The organism is Mesorhizobium sp. M7A.F.Ca.CA.004.06.1.1 (assembly GCF_003999135.1).
Taxonomy (GTDB): domain Bacteria; phylum Pseudomonadota; class Alphaproteobacteria; order Rhizobiales; family Rhizobiaceae; genus Mesorhizobium.
In genome coordinates this window covers 1-1,024 of sequence record NZ_RZPQ01001217.1, presented here as the reverse complement: position 1 = coordinate 1,024, position 1,024 = coordinate 1, and the positions used below count along the sequence as shown (strand labels likewise).

Sequence of the window (1,024 nt, the reverse complement as noted above, 5' to 3'; positions counted from 1 at the left end):
CTCCTGTTCTGAGTATCGGGAGGCAAGCCGCGATCAGTGCGGCTTGCCTTTGAGCCCGTCGGTCGAGGCGACAAGCACCGGGCCGGTTGGGCGCGGCGGTTCGTTCTCGTTCATGATGCCGAGGCGGCGGGCAACTTCCTGGTAAGCCTCGACGAGGCCGCCCATGTCGCGGCGGAAACGGTCCTTGTCGAGCTTGTCCTGCGTCGCCACGTCCCACAGGCGGCAGGAATCCGGCGAGATCTCGTCGGCGACGACAATGCGCATCATGTCGCCTTCGAACAGCCGGCCGCATTCGATCTTGAAGTCGACGAGCTGGATGCCGACGCCCATGAACAGGCCGGAGAGGAAGTCGTTGACGCGGATGGCCAGCGCCATGACGTCGTCGATCTCCTGCGGGCTCGCCCAGCCGAACGCGGTGATGTGCTCTTCCGACACCATCGGATCGTCGAGCGCGTCGGCCTTGTAATAGAATTCGATGATCGAGCGCGGCAGAACGGTGCCTTCCTCGATGCCGAGCCGCTTGGACAGCGAACCGGCGGCGACATTGCGCACCACCACTTCGAGCGGAATAATCTCGACTTCCTTGATCAGCTGCTCGCGCATGTTCAGCCGGCGGATGAAATGGGTCGGAATGCCCATGCGGTTCAAATGGTTGAAGATGTACTCGGAAATGCGGTTGTTGAGGACGCCCTTGCCGTCGATGACCTCGTGCTTCTTCTTGTTGAACGCGGTGGCGTCATCCTTGAAGAACTGGATAAGCGTGCCCGGTTCGGGTCCCTCATAGAGTATCTTGGCCTTGCCTTCATAAATGCGGCGGCGATTTTTCATCTGGATTTTTCTCTGGGGTTCCGGACAGGGCGGTATCAGACCATTTCCTGTCCGTCTGCCTGAAATAGTGCGGCTACGGTAGGGTTCAATGCCGGGTCTATCCCAATCACATCGTTTGCTCAATCGGCAAATCCTTCCAATCAACCGCTTTCGGGACTGAAATGCCGCAGCGCAGCATTCGATGAAGCGTATTGAC

At 59.2% G+C, this 1,024-nt stretch carries 1 protein-coding gene; it reads right to left on the bottom strand.

The annotated features are described in order from the left end of the window. Nucleotides 1–33 precede the first annotated feature (33 nt). Entirely contained in the window at nt 34–828 is a 795-nt protein-coding gene (gene purC, locus EN906_RS35260) for a phosphoribosylaminoimidazolesuccinocarboxamide synthase (protein WP_013532127.1), read from the bottom strand. Nucleotides 829–1,024 lie beyond the last annotated feature (196 nt).